Annotated in this window: 20 protein-coding genes, 2 pseudogenes and 1 riboswitch; of the genes and pseudogenes, 15 read left to right on the plus strand and 7 right to left on the minus strand. The window is 34.4% G+C overall.

Translation table 11 applies throughout. The annotated features are described in order from the left end of the window. Nucleotide 1: 1 nt before the first annotated feature. The 3 genes from AC3WVZ_RS06855 to AC3WVZ_RS06865 form a co-directional block, all read right to left on the minus strand. Nucleotides 2-907 carry a DMT family transporter gene (locus AC3WVZ_RS06855; RefSeq protein WP_063219992.1) on the minus strand — a complete coding sequence of 302 codons (906 nt, stop codon included), beginning with the start codon at nucleotides 905-907 and terminating at the stop codon, nucleotides 2-4. Nucleotides 908-920: 13 nt separating this feature from the next. Continuing rightward, nucleotides 921-1307: a reverse transcriptase-like protein gene (locus tag AC3WVZ_RS06860; RefSeq protein ID WP_000573880.1), complete on the minus strand. Its 387-nt coding sequence runs from the start codon at nucleotides 1305-1307 to the stop codon at nucleotides 921-923. Nucleotides 1308-1376: 69 nt separating this feature from the next. After that, on the minus strand, nucleotides 1377-2249 hold the full coding sequence (locus AC3WVZ_RS06865) for an aldose 1-epimerase family protein (RefSeq protein ID WP_000127417.1): 873 nt from the start codon (nucleotides 2247-2249) through the stop codon (nucleotides 1377-1379). A 132-nt stretch (nucleotides 2250-2381) separates the two neighbouring features. Beyond that, a riboswitch (PreQ1 riboswitch) is annotated at nucleotides 2382-2426 on the plus strand. A gap of 6 nt (nucleotides 2427-2432) precedes the next feature. On the opposite strand from AC3WVZ_RS06865, the gene AC3WVZ_RS06870 reads away from it, so the two are divergent. From AC3WVZ_RS06870 to AC3WVZ_RS06880, 3 genes are all read left to right on the plus strand, one after another. Further along, nucleotides 2433-2918, plus strand: coding sequence for a QueT transporter family protein (locus AC3WVZ_RS06870; protein WP_001026474.1), 486 nt, complete (start codon nucleotides 2433-2435; stop codon nucleotides 2916-2918). Between the two features lie 153 nt (nucleotides 2919-3071). Continuing rightward, on the plus strand, nucleotides 3072-3731 hold the full coding sequence (locus AC3WVZ_RS06875) for a ribonuclease H family protein (RefSeq protein ID WP_000875547.1): 660 nt from the start codon (nucleotides 3072-3074) through the stop codon (nucleotides 3729-3731). 12 nt (nucleotides 3732-3743) lie between these two features. Then, nucleotides 3744-3920 (plus strand): zinc-finger domain-containing protein, encoded by a 177-nt coding sequence (locus AC3WVZ_RS06880; RefSeq protein ID WP_000358801.1) that lies wholly within the window; start codon nucleotides 3744-3746, stop codon nucleotides 3918-3920. A gap of 33 nt (nucleotides 3921-3953) precedes the next feature. Here AC3WVZ_RS06880 and AC3WVZ_RS06885 read toward each other — a convergent pair whose 3' ends face one another. Then, nucleotides 3954-4202, minus strand: a complete 249-nt coding sequence (locus AC3WVZ_RS06885; RefSeq protein ID WP_000534392.1) for a DUF2564 family protein — start codon at nucleotides 4200-4202, stop codon at nucleotides 3954-3956. A 119-nt stretch (nucleotides 4203-4321) separates the two neighbouring features. Continuing rightward, nucleotides 4322-4519: a cold shock-like protein CspB gene (gene cspB / locus AC3WVZ_RS06890; protein ID WP_001161731.1), complete on the minus strand. Its 198-nt coding sequence runs from the start codon at nucleotides 4517-4519 to the stop codon at nucleotides 4322-4324. Nucleotides 4520-4783: 264 nt separating this feature from the next. Here cspB and AC3WVZ_RS06895 point away from each other — a divergent pair, with 264 nt between their 5' ends. The 8 genes from AC3WVZ_RS06895 to AC3WVZ_RS06930 all read left to right on the plus strand — a co-directional run bounded on the left by AC3WVZ_RS06895 (nucleotide 4784) and on the right by AC3WVZ_RS06930 (nucleotide 11292). Beyond that, nucleotides 4784-5512 carry a YqcI/YcgG family protein gene (locus AC3WVZ_RS06895; RefSeq protein ID WP_001043767.1) on the plus strand — a complete coding sequence of 243 codons (729 nt, stop codon included), beginning with the start codon at nucleotides 4784-4786 and terminating at the stop codon, nucleotides 5510-5512. A gap of 14 nt (nucleotides 5513-5526) precedes the next feature. Then, nucleotides 5527-6270 carry a LysE family transporter gene (locus AC3WVZ_RS06900; protein WP_001196841.1) on the plus strand — a complete coding sequence of 248 codons (744 nt, stop codon included), beginning with the start codon at nucleotides 5527-5529 and terminating at the stop codon, nucleotides 6268-6270. Between the two features lie 19 nt (nucleotides 6271-6289). After that, complete coding sequence (locus AC3WVZ_RS06905; RefSeq protein WP_000286361.1) at nucleotides 6290-6583, plus strand: hypothetical protein; 294 nt, start codon at nucleotides 6290-6292, stop codon at nucleotides 6581-6583. Between the two features lie 78 nt (nucleotides 6584-6661). Then, a complete protein-coding gene (locus AC3WVZ_RS06910; protein WP_000755401.1) occupies nucleotides 6662-7291 on the plus strand; it encodes a sterol desaturase family protein in 630 nt (209 codons plus the stop codon). Between the two features lie 222 nt (nucleotides 7292-7513). After that, complete coding sequence (locus AC3WVZ_RS06915; RefSeq protein WP_000817366.1) at nucleotides 7514-7855, plus strand: DUF485 domain-containing protein; 342 nt, start codon at nucleotides 7514-7516, stop codon at nucleotides 7853-7855. A gap of 2 nt (nucleotides 7856-7857) precedes the next feature. Further along, nucleotides 7858-9408, plus strand: coding sequence for a solute symporter family protein (locus AC3WVZ_RS06920; protein WP_001098240.1), 1551 nt, complete (start codon nucleotides 7858-7860; stop codon nucleotides 9406-9408). Nucleotides 9409-9599: 191 nt separating this feature from the next. Next, a complete protein-coding gene (locus AC3WVZ_RS06925; protein ID WP_000850962.1) occupies nucleotides 9600-10949 on the plus strand; it encodes an aspartate aminotransferase family protein in 1350 nt (449 codons plus the stop codon). Nucleotides 10950-11013: 64 nt separating this feature from the next. Further along, nucleotides 11014-11292: a DUF3986 family protein gene (locus tag AC3WVZ_RS06930; RefSeq protein ID WP_000417068.1), complete on the plus strand. Its 279-nt coding sequence runs from the start codon at nucleotides 11014-11016 to the stop codon at nucleotides 11290-11292. A gap of 62 nt (nucleotides 11293-11354) precedes the next feature. Here AC3WVZ_RS06930 and AC3WVZ_RS06935 read toward each other — a convergent pair whose 3' ends face one another. Then, nucleotides 11355-12518, minus strand: a complete 1164-nt coding sequence (locus tag AC3WVZ_RS06935) for a cation:proton antiporter (protein ID WP_000393901.1) — start codon at nucleotides 12516-12518, stop codon at nucleotides 11355-11357. Between the two features lie 331 nt (nucleotides 12519-12849). Between AC3WVZ_RS06935 and AC3WVZ_RS06940 the strand changes: the two are divergent. The 4 genes and pseudogenes from AC3WVZ_RS06940 to AC3WVZ_RS06955 form a co-directional block, all read left to right on the plus strand. Next, nucleotides 12850-13527: pseudogene (locus tag AC3WVZ_RS06940) on the plus strand (ribonuclease J); the annotation flags it as partial. Between the two features lie 10 nt (nucleotides 13528-13537). After that, nucleotides 13538-14689, plus strand: a pseudogene (locus AC3WVZ_RS06945) (ribonuclease J); the annotation flags it as partial. 93 nt (nucleotides 14690-14782) lie between these two features. Further along, a complete protein-coding gene (locus tag AC3WVZ_RS06950; protein ID WP_233936215.1) occupies nucleotides 14783-15613 on the plus strand; it encodes a MerR family transcriptional regulator in 831 nt (276 codons plus the stop codon). A gap of 142 nt (nucleotides 15614-15755) precedes the next feature. Then, the gene (locus AC3WVZ_RS06955; RefSeq protein WP_233936216.1) at nucleotides 15756-17111 is read left to right on the plus strand and encodes an MATE family efflux transporter; all 1356 of its coding nucleotides are present in this window, start codon (nucleotides 15756-15758) and stop codon (nucleotides 17109-17111) included. A gap of 36 nt (nucleotides 17112-17147) precedes the next feature. Here the strand turns inward: AC3WVZ_RS06955 and AC3WVZ_RS06960 are convergent, their stop codons facing one another. Further along, nucleotides 17148-17813: a DUF421 domain-containing protein gene (locus AC3WVZ_RS06960; RefSeq protein ID WP_000923928.1), complete on the minus strand. Its 666-nt coding sequence runs from the start codon at nucleotides 17811-17813 to the stop codon at nucleotides 17148-17150. Nucleotides 17814-17872 lie beyond the last annotated feature (59 nt).

Here is a 17872-nt window from a genome sequence, read left to right on the forward strand (position 1 = left end):
TTCACGCAGCCTGCGCTTCTTTTTTTGTTTTGGAAGGTAATTCAACAAAAATCATGCCTAGAAAAATACATAGACATCCGATAATAGCAGAAATAGAAAGTTGTTCATTTGCAACGAGAACGCTTGTTAATGCAGCAAAAACGGGCTCCATTGCGAAAATAATTGCTACTCTCGTTGGAGAAGTGTGTTTTTGTGCCGATGTTTGAATGAAAAAAGCAATAGATGTTGCAAACAGGGCAGTTAGAAAGAGTGCGAATAAAAAGGATTGATTCGTCCATAGTGATACTGAAAATAACTTTTCCCAATCTTCAAACAAGAAAGCGCAAATAGAAGAAAATATACCAACAGCTAATACTTGAGATGTGCTTAATAATAAAGGTGATATTTTTTTAGAAAAGAAGCCGTTAATAAGAATATGGGCAGCGAAAGCGACTGCACAACCAAGAACAAGTATATCTCCTATATTTAATTGGAAAGAATTAGCAGCTGTTAATAAGTACAAACCTGTTGTAGCTACAGCAATACCAAGTACGATGAAAATGGTGGCTTTTTGTTTTAAGAAGATAAATGATAAGATTGGGACCATAACAATGCTTAGCCCAGTTAAGAAACCTGCTTTTGAAGAAGTTGTATAAAGTAAGCCAAATGTTTGTAATAAATAGCCGACAAATAAGAAGAACCCAACCATTAATCCAGCTAAACTACTATGTTTTAATTCTTGTTTTGAAGTTTTCTGTGAGGAAATAATTTGAACGAATAATAAAATAATTCCAGCGAATAAAAAGCGAATACCATTAAACGTAAATGGACCAACGAAAGACATAGCGTTTTGAACGACAACAAACGTAGCTCCCCAAATAAAAGAGACAAATAATAAAGCAAGAGGAGCAATCCACTCTTTTTTCACACTCATACCCCCGTTAATTTTGTAAGATAGCTTTTCTAGCTAATTCATCAGCTACTTTATTTTGACTACTTGGAATCCACTTAATAAAAAAGAGATCGAAGTTTTTTATGTACTGCAGTGCTTCATCTAAAAGAGGTGCAAATATTTTATTTTTTGCGTATTCCTTTTCAACAGCCCGCTCAACAAGCTGCGAATCTGTACGAAAAGAGACAGTGCTATAATTATGCTCGATGCAATATTTTAATGCTAAAAGTAAAGCGCGGTATTCTGCTTCATGATTGGACATTGTTCCAAGTGGTACTGATAATTGTACAGGTGGCTGAACGCCTTTAATAAACACTCCTGCACCAGAAGGACCAGGATTTCCTTTTGATGCACCATCAATATATACTTCAATCAAAATGAGAAACCTCCAAATTATAAGATGATCCCCTACTTAAATATTTTTTTGAAGTAGGGGATAGAGTAGTTATCCGATTGTGATGCTGTAACGACATGTAAATGTTTCATTCGCTTGTAAAGATTGAATTCCCTTTTTGTTCTTGAAATCTTTTGCTGGATTTACTTCATCAGCGATGCCATACCAAGGTTCAATACATAAGAAAGGTGCGTTATCCCCTGGTGTCCATACGCCAACAAATGGGAATCCATCAAATTCTACTTTTACAAATTTATTATGTTTATGAGAACGAATCGAAATTTCATTCGTATTCATATGTTCAAAAATAAGTGCATCATTTTTGAATAAATCATATGTAAGTGGCAATTCAGTCGTATTTTCAGCGATTAATTGCTTTTTGTTTGAAAGATAAGGTCCTTCTAATACGCTTGTTTCTAAGCGTTCCGAACCATTAAACGATAAGTGATAATCTGTAAATGATTCACCGTCCAATAAAGGGAAGTTGAATCCAGGATGTGCTCCGATTGAGAAGAACATCTCTTTTGAAGTAGGATTGTTTACTTCATATGTTATATGAACGCTTTGTCCATTTAGCTCATAAGAAACGAGTAATTCGAATTCGTATGGGTATTTTTTTAATGTTTCTTCATTACTAGTAACGATATAAGTGATTTTTGTTTCGCTTTGTTCTTTCACAGAGAAAGTAAGATCACGAGCGAAACCGTGTTGTGTTAATGAATATGGTTTACCGTCTACGTAGTATGTATTATCTACTAATCGGCCGACAATTGGGAACAAAATTGGTGCACGGCGTCCCCAATAAGTAGAATCACCTTGCCATAAATATTCTGTGTTGTCTTCTTTTAAGCGAACGCTCTGTAATTCTGCACCTTTGTCAGAAATGGAAACGATCACTTTTTCATTTTGAATTGTTGCTGTCATGAAGTGAAACCTCCTAAATCTTTCATATGTTTCATTATACGTTGTCTAAAAGGAAAAAGGTAGTTTATGATAGGAATCTATTGACGAAAGAGGGGCTACCACGTAAAATATAATCTTGTTGCTTAAAAAACGAATAACGTGGTTCGAAACCATCCCACGTAAAAAAACTAAGGAGATTTTGTCATGAATATTAGAACTTTAGTCGGTAATGGTATTTTAGCGGCATTATATATTGCTGTTTCTATGCTTATTCAGCCATTTGGCTTTACGAATGTACAATTTCGTATTTCAGAGATGTTTAATCATCTCGTTGTATTTAACAAGAAAGCAATTTACGGAATTGTATTAGGTGTATTTTTAACGAATCTCTTTTTCTCACCTATGATCGCTTACGATTTAGTATTTGGAGTAGGGCAATCTATTCTTGCGTTAGTTGCAACGATTATTTCTATGCGATTTATTAAAGGTGTTTGGGCTCGTATGATTTTTAATACAGTTATCTTTACAATTACAATGTTTATGATTGCAATTGAACTTCATCTTGCATTGGGTTTACCATTTATGTTGTCTTGGTTAACTTGTGCAATTGGTGAATTTGTTGTCATGGCGATCGGTATGCCTGTAATGTACTGGATTAATAAGCGAGTACAATTTGAAAGATTTATGTAACAGATGAAAGAGCTATTCCTATAGGGATAGCTCTTTTTGTATGTAATCATATTGAATATAATGCTGTGACTCTAGATAAAATATAATAAAATAAAGTGAGGCTTCAATTAGCCGGATATATATAAGAAGTCTTACATACGAGGGGAATGTAGTATGAAATATAAAATTCATTGGTTGTATAAAACGAAGCGTGGATTGCAGACGGAATTAACAACAGAGTATATGAACATAGAAGAAGTACTTCAATTTGCAGAGGATTTTGAGAAAACAGGAAGAGCTAAGGAACTTTTATTTTACGATGAAATGGACGCAGAATGGTCATTAAAAGAGATGAAAAAGTTAAGTAAGCAAGTAGAGGAAGAGCCCCAAGAAATACTCGTTTATTTTGATGGGGGGTATGATGTGCAAACGAAAGAAGCTGGCGTTGGTATATGTGTGTATTATAAAAAAGGAAATACAAACTACCGCATTCGCCGCAATGCATATATAGAAGGTATATATGATAATAATGAAGCGGAATATGCATCATTATTATACGGTATGAATATACTCGAGGAACTAGGGATTAAGTATGAAGCAGTTACACTTCGCGGAGACTCACAAGTGGTACTGCAGCAATTAGCCGGAGAATGGCCTTGTTATGATGAACATTTAAATCATTATTTAGACCAAATTGAGCAAAAGGCGAAGCAAATGAAATTAAAACTTATATGTGAGCCGATATCTAGAAAACAAAATAAAGAAGCACATCAATTAGCTACGCAAGCATTAGAAGGAACAAGTATTGATAGTCATAAAGAAATAACCGAATAGAGAGGTGCAAAGGTGGATAAAAAGCAACTCATTACAGAGGTAAATGACTTATTAGAAACGTATTGTGAAGGATGTTTTTTGCGAGAACATAATCGAAAGACAAATAGTAAGTATTACGCTCATTCATTTTGTATAAGGCAATGTACAGTGGGAGAAACATTGAAAAAGTATGGGGAACAGTTGTCATGAAAAAACATCCAGAGAAAATTCTCTGGATGTTTTTTAGTGTCTTGCTTCGTTTAGTTGATGCTCACATTTATTTAATTTTTTTTCCTCATTCATTAAAAATGGCTCATCTAAATCAGTTGCAACAGATTTCATAATTTCAAGCTGAGAGCGAGCTGCTTCTACAGCAGTAGTAGCATGTTCTAATGTATCTGGATCCATTGAAATTGTTGCTGATCCTACCATTTTTTGTGCTGTTTCTACACGGAATTTCACTTCTTCAAAATCATTTACTTCTGATCCCATTAATAATTCCTCCTTTGTATAGTGCGCATTTCACATAGTTTTTGCTCTGTAAAACGGAAATATACAAAGGAATAACAAAGGAGGTTACCAAGTAAGGTAACCTCCTGTTATATGTTGGATTAAAGTTTTACTACGTTAGCAGCTTGAGGTCCGCGGTTACCTTCAGTAATGTCGAAAGATACTTCTTGACCTTCTTCTAAAGCTTTGTAGCCGTCGCCTTGAATAGCAGAGAAATGTACGAATACATCGTCAGCGCCTTCCATTTCGATAAATCCAAAACCTTTTTCGTTGTTAAACCATTTTACTTTTCCTTGCATGTTACAATTCCTCCTAAAAGCGTTTACTATTTTCATTTAGTGAAATTCATTTTAAAAAAATAATATAAACTAAAAATGCTATATTCTTGAATATTCTGCTAAATGATTAATTTAAATATACACGAATTGGGAGAATTTAGTCAAGTAAGCGATTTTATTTTTTTGTATTTTTAAATAATTTTTCAGTCAAATTTTTAAATAGGTATAGGACAGGCTGAGTATATAATATTCTTAATTGAATGCTATACATAATGAGGTGAAAGAATGAATAAGTCTTACTTATTAGATAATGAAGGAATGAGAACGAGAACCGACATACCGGATTGGGTTGCAAAAGAATTTGAGATTTTTTCAAATGTTGTGTTAGAACCAACTTTTCCATGTTATTTCGGTTTAACAGCTTTGAAAAAGAATGAACTTCGTTATTCATTTCTTTCTCATAATGATTGGAGTCATTTACCACATACAATGTTATCTTTTTTAGAGTTAATGAAAGAGAGGCCGATTGTAAGAAGGGGCTTTTTCCTTTTTGTAGAACCGGAATGTGAAGAACAGCCACTCGAATATTACCGTGATTCCTTTTGGAAAGTGTTACAGTATTTACATGAAAACGATAATCAAGCATGGCCAAAGCAAATTCCTGAAGATCCAGACCATTATTTATGGGAATTTTCATTTGGTGGTGAGCCAATATTCGCATTTGGAAATGCGCCAGCTTATAAACAACGAAAAACTAGACATTTAGGGAATTCTCTCGTTATTGGGTTTCAGCCACGCACTATTTTTGATGGATTAGAGGGAGATCGTCCTAAAGGAGCATATTCAAGACAAATGGTTCGTGAGCGAGTTGAAAAGTGGGATCAATTGCCGAAACATCCTAACATTAGTCATTATGGTGACCCAGAGCATCGTGAATGGAAACAATATTTCATAGGAGACGATGTAGAGCCAATAAAAGGGAAATGTCCTTTTCTTCATAGGATAGAAAAGTAAGAGCCATCACCTAGATGGCTCTTTTGTATATTTTGGATAAAAAAGGGTATTTTATTATGAAAGCTAGTCTATTTTTTCAAATTACATCATTAACTAGTAGTAAAGAGAGTAGAAAGGATAGAGCGATGTTTGGAGCAATTATACAGCAAATCGTATTAGGTATATCATTAGCTGCGCCAGTAGGGCCGATTAATATTGAAATGTTAAAACGAGGAATTGAACGTGGGTTTTGGCACGCTTGGGTTGTTGGAATTGGTGGAATGACTGCAGATGTTTTATTTATGCTTCTCATTTATTTCGGTTTATCTTCTGTGTTTATGTATACATATGTACAAGCCTTCATGTATTGCACGGGTTTTTTCTTGTTATTTTATTTAGGATTTCAAAGTGTAAAACAAGGAATTTTCGACTCGAATATGGAATATAAAAAAGAAGAGGTAGGTGGCCTTAAGCAATCGTTTATGGCAGGATTTTTAATTGCGATATCCAATCCATTAAATCTTGTTTTTTGGTTTGGTATATACGGAAGTACACTTAGCTCATTACTTACGAAGGTAACGAAACAAGAAGCTTTTTTGTACAGTCTTTGCATTATTGTTGGTATTATTTTATGGAATTTAAATATTGCTTTTTCTGTACATTTTGGAAGAACTTTATTAAAACCAAAAGCGCTTGGCTACATAACAGCTGGAGCAGGTATTATTTTAGTAGGTTACTCTATACATTTTGCATACAAAGCTTTACAGTTGTTCACATAAGATTGAAGGGGAGATTTTTATGTATCGAACCACTATTGACGGAAAAGAAATTATAATTACGTTAGCGCCAAAAATCCGAAAAGAAATTACTGATAGAAATCCACTATATGAAGCGGTATTTCATAATGCTGCAAGATTGTTACAAACAAAGCAACCGACGTTTGCAGTAAATCATGAAATATTTGGGCTCATTATTGGAGAAGTGCAAAGAGGAGAAGTAACAGTGTTTGCAGTGGAACATATTATTCCGAAGCAAAATATATTTGGACCAAACAATTTTTTCTCGACAATAGAACAGCAGGCAAATTTGTAAAGTGAATAGAATAAGAATAGAAAAGAAATAGTCGTAACGATATGTTGCGGCTGTTTTTTGGGAAAAGGGGGAAACAAGATGAAGAAAGTGGGGAAAGAGTTCTTTTTACAACATGATATCGTTATTATGTATAGCATTCTATTTGTTTTCATTATTATTTTAAAAATGCAATTTTTTACGTGGTTTGGCATGTTAGCATGTATGTTTGGGATTGTTTTCTATACACTTAATGAATATATGACACATCGTTTTTTATTCCATATAAAGCCACCTAAAAACACATTTCTATTAAAAATGTTAAGAAGATTGCATTATGATCACCACGTATATCCAGATGATTTAAAACTTTTGTTTTTACCTGTATGGTTTAGTATACCTAGTTTTACTATATATTTACTTATAGCATATGGTATTACAAAAAGTGTTACTATTACACTTTCATTTGGAATCGGAATGATTATTATGCTGCTCGTTTACGAATGGAAACATTATATTGCTCATAGACCGATTCGTCCCGTCACTAAGTTTGGAAGATGGCTAAAAAAACAACATATATTACACCATTATAAAAATGAAAAGTTTTGGTTTGGTGTTTCAAATCCAGTATTCGATTTTATATTTGGAACACTGAAAGACGGAAAAGATGTTGAGCTAAGCGAAACGGCTCGTAATTTAGAAAAGGAAAAAAAGACAAAAGTAGTGCGTTAAGCACTGCTTTTGTCTTAATGAGGATAAATAAGTAAAGTGTCACTTTATTTTGAAAAAGTATATTAAAAATTTAGGGGAAATTGCCGAAAAATGTCTATCAAAAAATCTTTGCATGAATGCATGGATTGTCTAAAATGAATATAAGTTTCTGAATATTTATAAAATTTAGTCTTTAGGTATGCAAGGGGGAAGTGTATTTCAAGTAAGAGAGGGGATCGGTTAATGAAACGAGACGATACGTCAGCACGTAAGTTGCAAAATGAGGTGAATTATACAGAGGTCGTTCAGTCGGAAGAATTTCAATTGTTATTAAATACGAAAAAGAAGTTTATCATTCCAATGAGTATTTTCTTTTTTAGTTTTTTTATCGCATTACCTATTCTAACATCGTATTCAAAGGTGCTTAATACACCTGCATTTGGAGACGTTACATGGGCGTGGGTATTTGCTTTTTCCCAATTTATCATGACATGGGCACTATGTATGATTTATAGCAAAAAAGCAGAATCATTTGATGAAATCTCCCGAAAAATTCTGCAAGATATGCAAAAAGGGAGGGGCTGAACTTGAATACTACTGCATTTGCACTATTTTTAATTATTGTTCTTGGTACGCTCGTCATAACCTATTTTGCATCGAAAAAAACGAAAAATGCGAGTGAATTTTATACGGCTGGAGGGGGATTAACTGGTTGGCAAAATGGTCTGGCCATTGCTGGAGATTACATGTCTGCTGCTTCATTTCTCGGTATAGCTGGAGCAATCGCATTAACTGGGTTTGATGGATTCTTTTATAGTATCGGTTTTTTAGTTGCTTATCTAGTTGTACTATATCTTGTTGCAGAACCGCTTAGAAATTTAGGAAAGTACACTTTGGCGGATATGATTGCAGCACGCTTTGATGCGAAAAAAGTTCGCGGAGTTGCAGCTCTTAATACGATGACGATTTCTATCTTTTATATGATTGCACAATTAGTTGGCGCGGGTGCACTTATTAAATTATTATTAGGGATTGAATATACGACATCTGTATTAATCGTTGGAACACTTATGACGGTGTATGTTATTTTTGGAGGTATGACAGCAACGAGCTGGGTACAAATCGTAAAGGCTGTATTACTTATGGCTGGTACGTTTATTATTTCTGTTATCGTTTTCGCAAAATTCAACTTCAGCGTGACTGAAATGTTCGCTCAAATGAAAACAGCTACACCTTTAAAAGATTCATTTTTAAATCCAGGTGTAAAGTATAAGGATGGTCTTGATACACTTTCTTTAAATTTAGGACTAGTACTTGGTACAGCTGGATTACCACATATACTTGTCCGCTTTTTTACAGTACGTGATGCAAAAACTGCACGTCAATCTGTCGTATATGCGACGTGGTTAATTGGTGCATTTTATATTATGACGATTTTCTTAGGATTTGGTGCGGCAGCGTTTGTAGGAAATGAAGCGATTATTAAAGCGAACCCAGCTGGTAATATGGCGGCACCTTTATTAGCCAAAGCGTTAGGTGGAGACTTCTTATTTGCTTTCGTATCAGCAATTGCTTTTGCAACCATTTTGGCTGTAGTGGCAGGTCTTGTATTAACAGCAGCATCAGCATTCGCTCATGATTTTTATAATGAAATCATTCGTAAAGGAAAATCAACGGAAAAAGAGCAAGTATCCATGGCTCGTTATGCATCTATTGGAGTAGCGATACTATCTATCATACTTGCATTATTTGCCCAAACATTAAACGTAGCATTTTTAGTATCATTAGCATTTGCAGTTGCAGCGAGTGCAAATCTACCAGTAATTTTATTTACAATATATTGGAAGCGTTTTAATACAACGGGTGCTATTTCGGGTATGATTGTAGGTCTCGTATCAGCAATTGTTCTCGTAGCGTTGAGTCCGAATGTTTGGAACCCTGTAGCTGGAAAAGCTATTTTTGTTGGGGAAGCGTTATTCCCATATACGACACCAGGAATTATTTCAATTCCACTCGGATTTCTTGCAGCATATTTAGGAACGGTTTTATCTAGTAAGAAAGAAGATGAAGCGAAATTTGATGAAATTCTAGTGAAATCTAATACTGGTCATGGCATTAGCGATGCGTCTTCACATTAAATAAAAGAGGAGCTTTTCGATAGATAAGAAAAGCTCTTTTTTCTTTTGTCATTTTCTTGTAAATATTACTGATTTGTAAGTAGGATTTGTCTTAATTTTGTGGAATGAAAATAGCAGGGAGAAATTTAAGTCATCATGGCACCAGCGCAGCTTTTGTGAAAAATAAGTTGTTATGGAAGGTGGAAGTAATGATGAAAACGAAGCAAACTGATGAATTATTAGCAAAAGATGAGCAATATGTTTGGCACGGAATGCGTCCCTTTAGTCCAAATAGTACAATGGTAGGGGCAAAAGCTGAAGGGTGCTGGGTTGAAGATATACAAGGAAAAAGATATTTAGATGGTATGAGTGGCCTTTGGTGTGTCAATAGTGGATATGGAAGAAAAGAGCTCGCAGAAGCGGCTTATAAGCAATTACAAACATTATCATACTTTCCAATGTCACAATCCCATGAGCCAGCTATAAAGCTTGCTGAAAAGTTAAATGAGTGGCTTGGGGGAGAGTATGTTATTTTCTTCTCAAATAGTGGTTCAGAAGCGAACGAAACAGCTTTTAAAATAGCAAGGCAATACTATGCTCAAAAAGGTGAACCACATCGTTATAAATTTATGTCACGTTACCGTGGGTATCACGGGAATACAATGGCGACAATGGCAGCGACGGGACAAGCGCAGCGTAGATATCAGTATGAGCCGTTTGCTTCAGGTTTTTTACACGTAACACCACCGGATTGTTACCGTATGCCTGAAATTGAAGGGCAGCATATTTATGATGTAGAATGTGTGAAAGAAGTCGATCGTGTTATGACGTGGGAATTAAGTGAAACAATTGCCGCTTTTATTATGGAACCAATTATTACAGGCGGGGGCATATTAATGCCACCACAAGACTATATGAAAGCTGTTCATGAGACGTGTCAAAAACACGGTGCCTTGCTTATTAGTGATGAAGTAATTTGCGGTTTCGGTCGTACAGGAAAAGCATTTGGGTTTATGAATTATGATGTGAAGCCAGATATTATTACAATGGCAAAGGGCATTACGAGCGCATATTTACCATTATCTGCAACAGCTGTGAAAAAAGAAATATATGAGGCTTTTAAAGGTAAAGGAGAATATGAATTTTTCCGCCATATTAATACATTTGGTGGAAATCCAGCAGCTTGTGCATTAGCACTTAAAAACTTAGAGATTATGGAAAATGAAAATTTAATCGAGCGATCTGCGCAAATGGGTTCCCTTTTATTAGAGCAACTAAAAGATGAAATTGGGGAACATCCGCTTGTTGGGAATATTAGAGGAAAAGGTCTATTAGTTGGAATTGAATTAGTAAATGATAAAGAGACGAAAGAGCCAATTGATAACGACAAAATTGCAAGTGTTGTAAATGCTTGTAAAGAAAAGGGCTTAATTATAGGACGAAACGGTATGACAACAGCAGGATATAATAACGTTTTAACATTAGCGCCGCCTCTTGTTATTTCAAGTGAAGAGATTGCTTTCGTTGTTGGAACGTTGAAGACAGCGATGGAGCGTATTTAATAAATAGAGAGAGGAGCGAGCTGTAATATAAGGCTCGCTCTTGTTTAGTAGGAGGGGACTTTTAATGGAGAAATATGATCCTAACAAACATTATCACATCGGATATTATGAAGACGGATATGATTTAGAAGTGACGGCGTACAAAAGAATAAATGAACCAGTTTGGGATGCTTATATTCCGCACTATGAGGCAGACGATTTTTATAAGAAAGTGGAGGGAATGAAGCTAGGTAAATATATAGATGATTATGGCATTATGGTGTATTCATTTGGCAATGATATTGATGATGATGAAGCACGAATTATTTTTGAAAAATGGTTAAAAAAGAACGGGATTGTTTAAAGATAAAACAAAAAGGAGATTGCTATCTTATAAAATAGCAATCTCCTTTTATTATAGTAAATTTATTTACTTGCTTTCATTGCTTTATCTTTTGCACCAAAAGTGTATTTTAACATTGGTGGTGTAATCATTGTAGTTAAAATAACGACAATAACGATTGCTGTAAAGTAATCTTGTGCCAATAGACCTGAAGAAAGTCCTGTTCCTGCGATGATAAGTGCAACTTCACCACGAGAAACCATTCCAGCACCGATAATTGCAGAAGACTTAGCGTCAAATCCAGTCATTCGAGCACCGAATCCACAGCCGATTAATTTCGTTAATACAGCGATAACAGTTAATGCTAAGATGAACCAAATTTGATTGCCGATACCGTCAAATGTAATATTCATACCGATACTAACGAAGAATACTGGAACGAACATAGCGTAAGCAATTGGTTCTACTTTCTTTTCTACTTCATGTTTGTAGTTTGTTTGAGAAATTGCAATACCAGCAGCGAAAGCACCGATAATACCAGCAATTCCTAATAATTCGCCGAAATATGCGAATGAGAAACAGATGATAAGAGCCGCGCTCACGATAGACTCAGATACGCGCAGTGGTGATAACCAGCGCATAATCGCAGGAACACCTTTCCATCCGATTAAAATAATAGAAGCGAAGAATACTACTTTCTTCAAGATAACCATTGTTAAGTTAACATCATCAGTACCTAAGAAGCTCATTGCAAATGCTAATAAAATAACAACAAGAATGTCATCAAATACAGCTGCGCCTAGCATAGTTGTACTTTCACGTGTTTTCATTTTACCTAAATCACGAAGTGTTTGTACGGAAATACTAACACTTGTCGCACATAGAAGTAATCCTAAGAATACAGCGTTTCCTTGTTCCATTCCCATCACAAGACCGGAAACGTAACCACCTACGAATGGAAGAATGATACCTCCGAGTGCAACTGCTAAAGAAGAATTACGATTTGCGTTTAATTCTTCTAAGTCTGTTTCAAGTCCAGCCATAAACATTAAAAGAATAACTCCGACATTACTTAATTGAGTTAGAAGCTCTGAATTTTCAATCCAACCTAATACAGCTGGACCGATAACGATACCGACAATTAATTTACCTAGTACAGAAGGTTGACCTAATCTAACACTAAGATCACCAGCAAGCTTTGTACTTAATAAAATAAGTGCAATTTGAAAGAAAAATTCGAATTCCATCTGATCCTCTCCTCGTCATTTTTAATTTTATCATACGATTTCTCGGAATTTGCCTAATGAAAATATGTAAAACCCATTAAACAAAAGGGTCTGATTACAAGTTCTTTTGAACTCGTAATTTGAACCTGTAATTAATATATAATAGATTTTATAAAAAATCAATGAAAAAATGGGAGCTTTTTGAGGAAGAAGCTGTCTTATTGGGATATAGGTGTAAGAGTAGTGTGTGAATTTTATATGTATAAAATAGTATGAAGTCCTTTTCCATTACAAATAATAAATTCTACATACTATTTCACGAACTATAACTGTGAAAGGGAGGATTTATAATTTGAAGGCATTAAAAAATAACTTGTCTATTGTTGCTTTAGGTGGAGTAAATGAAATAGGAAAAAATATGTATGCTATCCAATATGAAAATGATATTGTCGTCATTGATTGTGGATCTAAATTTCCAGATGAAAGTTTATTAGGGATTGATTTAATAATTCCAGACGTCACATATTTGCAAGAAAATAAAGAAAAAATTCGCGGTTTAATAGTAACGCACGGGCATGAGGACCATATTGGCGGAATACCATATTTTTTAAAACAACTAAATGTACCAATCTATGCAACAAAGTTAACGTTAGGTTTAATTGAAATTAAATTAAAGGAACACAATCTTCAAAATGATACGGAATTAATCGTTATTCATTCAGAATCAGAAATTGATTGTGGTTCTATTAAGGCAACTTTTTTTAAAACGAACCACAGTATTCCGGATTGTCTCGGTATTGTTTTTCATACACCAGAAGGTACTGTAGTACATACAGGTGATTTTAAATTTGATTTAACACCAGTAAATAATCAACACCCTGATATTCATAAAATGGCTAAAATAGGAAGTGAAGGTGTACTAGCTTTATTATCTGAAAGCACAAATGCAGAACGTCCAGGTTTTACTCCATCAGAAAGGTCAGTAGGAGAACGGATAGAGGAAATATTTATGAAAGCAAATAGAAAAGTAATTATTTCTACACCCTGATATTCATAAAATGGCTAAAATAGGAAGTGAAGGTGTACTAGCTTTATTATCTGAAAGCACAAATGCAGAACGTCCAGGTTTTACTCCATCAGAAAGGTCAGTAGGAGAACGGATAGAGGAAATATTTATGAAAGCAAATAGAAAAGTAATTATTTCTACGTTTGCTTCTAATGTGAATCGTGTTCAGCAAATAGTTGAAGCATGTATAAAAACAAATCGAAAACTAGCTTTGCTAGGGAGAAGTATGGTAAATGTAGTAGAGGTTGCTCTAGAGAAAGGTTATTTACATATTCCAGAAGGTATGTTGATTGAAGCAAATGAGGTAAATCGTTTAGATCCAAAGCAGGTTGCAATACTTTGTACAGGAAGTCAAGGAGAACCAATGGCAGCTTTAGCGCGTTTAGCTAGTGGAAACTATAGACAAGTGGATATTTTACCAGAAGATACGGTTATTATAGCCGCAACCCCTATCCCAGGAAATGAACGTAACGTTTCTCGAATTATCGATAATTTATTTGCATTAGGAGCAAAGGTGATTTACGGATCAGGTAGTTCTACTGGAGTGCATGTATCCGGTCATGCATATCAAGAAGAGTTGAAGTTAATGCTTACATTAATGAAGCCAAAATATTTTATTCCAATTCATGGAGAGTTTAGAATGCTACACCACCATAGTTTGTTAGCAGAATCAATTGGTATTGAAAAGGAAAATATCTTTATTGTACGTAATGGAGATGTTGTAGATATAAGTAATGAAGTGGCAATTCAATCTAGAAGAATACAGGCAGGAAATATATATGTAGATGGATTAGGAATTGGAGATGTTGGAAATGCATTATTACGTGATCGTAAACAACTTTCAGAAGATGGAATGCTCGTTATAGTTATTACTTTTAATAAAGTGGATGGAGAAATAATTTCAGGTCCAGATATTATTTCTCGTGGATTTGTCTATGTCCGTGATTCAGAAGAATTTCTAAGAGAATTAAATAAATTAGCTGTTATTACGATTAATAATTTAAAGAAAGAGAATGTGAATAGCTGGGGTATTTTGAAAAGGGAGGTAAGAGAAGCATTAGGGAAGTATATATATACAAATACAAAACGAAAGCCGATGATTCTTCCTATAATAATAGAGGTTTAATAGTAAAAAAGAATTCTCGTATGGGAATTCTTTTTTGTTTTGAAGAGAAAATGAACATATAATGAAATAAATAGAAATGGAAGGAAATAAAAGATGTTATTAAATAAACGTTTTACAATTGGAGAAATGGCGAAAATGCATAATATCGCAGAATCTACATTAAGGTATTATGATGAAAAAGGAATTTTTCATCCGTCCATTGTGGATCCTCAAACGAATTATCGTTATTATACAATCGATCAATTTTCACTGTTAGATACGATTAAATTTTTACGCCAGTTAAATATTCCGTTAAAGGAAATTAAGAAATATATTGATGAAAGAAATCCAGCATACGCACTCAATTTACTGGAAAAACAACAAGAGATGATGCTGAAGAAACAAAGAGAAATTGAGTATGCTTTGGCGAAAATGGAGCATAGAATTCATTTAATTAAGAAAGCAACAAAAGCAAAAGCTGAACAAATGGTAATTAAAGAGATTCCGCAGCGAAAAATTACAGCAATTGCGGTTGCTCCAAATACGACGGATGATATGTTTGAGTACTACATTCATTCGTTACAAAAAAATATGAGGCAAATGGATGATAGTTTATTTTCTGGAGATATTGGTGTAACTGTTGCGAAAAAAGGATTAATGCAAAATGAGTTTCAAGCATATAGCAGTGTATTTATTCTTTTGGATTATATGCCGTATGAAGTGCATACTTCAGATGAAATTAAAGAAGGTTTATATGCTTGCTCTTATCATCATGGACCGTATGAAGAAACAGATGCAACGTACAAGGAGTTACTTACATACATTGATAAAGAAGATTACGAAGTACATGGAGATTCGATTGAGATTGGATTGATTGATTGGTCTGTAACAGAAAATCCAGAGGAGCAAGTAACAGAAATTCAAATTCCTGTAGTAAAAAAATAAGATGAACACCTTTGAATTGATTACAAATTTACATTCATTAGTATAAGTCAGTTACCTGTTTTTTTAATTCTCTCTTGACCTTCAAGTTACTTGAAGGTTTAAACTAAGAAAAGAGAGTTGAAAAAAAGGAGCATATTAGAGTATGGAAGCAACAGAAAAATTAAGAGAAAAACCGATAAAAAGCTTATTTATTTCTTATTTAATACCAGCCGTTCTTGGAATGGTATTAATGTCAGTGAATATTTTAATTGACGCGGTCATGATTAGTAGAGGAGTTGGGGCGAACGGTTTAGCAGGAGTGAACGTGGCTATTCCAGCATTTTCGATTTTCTTCTCTATTTCATTATGGATCGGAATGGGCGGGGCAACGTTATACTCCATTGCATTAGGTGAAAATAAACGAGAGAGAGCAAGGTCTATTTTTACTCAATCCATGACGGTAGCAGTTGTTATCGTAGGTGTTTTAGCGGCTATTTGCTTATGGAGAATAGAAGATTTAGCATACTTATTTGGTGCAAATGAAGTGATTCTACCATATGCGTTAGACTATTTACACGTATTATTAACATTTGGAATGATATACGTTTTAGAAAATATTTTAAGTACATTCATACGAAATGATGGAAATCCTAATTTAGCAATGGCTGGTCTTGTTGTAACAGCTGTATTAAATATAGTGTTTGACTATATCTTTATTTTTATCTTTGGATGGGGCGTAACAGGTGCTGTTTCAGCGACTATTCTTTCGGCAGCGATTGGTTTCCTTGTATTATTAACTCATTTCTTTAGAAAAAGTAGTATTTTAAAGTGGACGAAATTCCATTTTGAATGGGATACTGTCAAACAAATTATGGTGATTGGTTTCCCAAGTTTTACAGCAGAAAGTACGGTTGCAATCGTAACGATTGGTTTTAATATCGCATTCGTCCAATATGCAGGAGAAGTAGGAGTAGCTTCCTATGCGATGGTGAATAGTATTCATGCAATGACATTACTATTATTCTTTGGTGTTGGAGCAGCATTACAGCCAATTGCTAGTTTCCATTATGGGGCAAATTTATCAGAGAGACTTCGTGAAGGATTGAAGTTTGCTGTGAAAATTGCAGTTGTCCTCGGAGGCATTGCGATAATTGTCGGATTATTCTTCGGGAAATATATCATTGGTTTATTTGATGTTCAATCTCCAGAATTATTGGAGTTAACCTTAACAGGTATTAGCTTATTCTTTATCCAATACGTATTTTTAGGTTATAACATTGTGTATGGAGAGTATTTCCAATCAGTGCGACAAACGAAGAAATCAGTACTTATTATAATGAGCCGAGGATTACTATTTATTATTCCATTGTTATGGATTATGCCGAAATTATTTGGGATAAACGGAATTTGGCTCGTTATGCCAGTTGCAGAAGTAATGACAGCGATTATCGTATTTACGATGAATCGTATGAAACATCCTGTTCCATTAAATATGGCAGGAGAGAAAGAAGCGATATGATGAAAAAAATCCCCTTAAGCAATTAAGGGGATTTTTTTATTCCTTTAAACTAATCGCAAAAGATCCATCCGTTTCTTGAACAGAAGCAAAGGCAACGTTTTTAATATTTGTAATTCCTTTTTCCTTTAATTCTTTATATAACCATTTTTCATCTTTATGTATTAATTTTAAGTTATCATATTGAATTTGTGAATCGACGATAAGTGCAATTGGTAATCCAGCATACTTAACTTCTATGTTTAAATCTTTTGGAGTTAATGGTACAAGTTCTCTTTTTGGTAAAATACTAATAGCGCCGTTCGCTTCTAAAATAGCGTATTCAATTTCATGAACACTTGGATATCCTGCAACGCGAAGATTAGAAAGCAGTTCTGCAATGGGGTATCTACTTTTTTGTAAGTTCTCAAAAATAATATCACCATGTTTAATTAAAATGATAGGGTGTCCGAGAATAAAACGATTTAGTTTGTTGAATAGGCTTAATTTTGTAAGGAGTAAATGTAAACATGTGATAATAACCATACCGAGAAATGCTTGCAAAGCACCAGAGACTGGTATGGCCTGAAAAGCTAAATAAGATAAAAAGATAATAGCACCAAAATCATGAGGAGTTAGTTGTGCTAAAGCTGATTTACCGAGCATCTTAAGTGATAGTAAAAATAAAATAAAAAAGAACGATACGTTACATAAAAAGAGAAGCAATAGAGACACTCCTTCGTGCAAAGTTGTACTTACTGTTCCCGAAAGAAATATAAATATTA

Source organism: Bacillus sp. CPT56D-587-MTF, assembly GCF_058792335.1.